Genomic DNA, 374 nt, shown 5'->3' with positions numbered 1-374 from the left:
GTTGACGAGGAAGCATCAGATGTAAGGATCCTCACAGATGGCTTTCCAAAAGGAAAATTCTATCGGCTCGCTGGCGGAGCGCGCTTGGCATTCAAGCGTGACGTGGTTGCCGATGTGCATATTTTTCGCTCAGAATTCAATGACGCGCTCATCGTCTGTGATCGGAAGATGAGAGATGCGCTTGTGGAGCACGGCCTGGGTGTAATGGGTGAAGACACTGGCATGTCGATACAGGACGCGGCGGACTATTGATCCGTGGGCATGTCATAGAGTGAGGGGGGATTATGTGGAAGGGGCGGGACTGTCAGGAATTTTGTGTTCGGGCATAACATGTTGAAAAGGATCATGTATGCCACCCAAGAAGAAGACCGCCA

General features: G+C 51.9%; 1 protein-coding gene. It reads left to right on the top strand.

The genetic code is table 11. The features are described from left to right. The coding region (locus EGJ34_RS22345; protein ID WP_343202944.1) for a DUF1629 domain-containing protein at positions 1 to 252 on the top strand (252 nt) is incomplete at its 5' end. Between the last annotated feature and the right edge of the window lie 122 nt (positions 253 to 374).

Source organism: Stenotrophomonas sp. 278 (genome assembly GCF_003935715.1).
GTDB classification, from domain to species: domain Bacteria; phylum Pseudomonadota; class Gammaproteobacteria; order Xanthomonadales; family Xanthomonadaceae; genus Stenotrophomonas; species Stenotrophomonas maltophilia_AH.
Note: the sequence above shows the minus strand (reverse complement) of the source record. Positions and strands in the feature narration are given on the sequence as shown.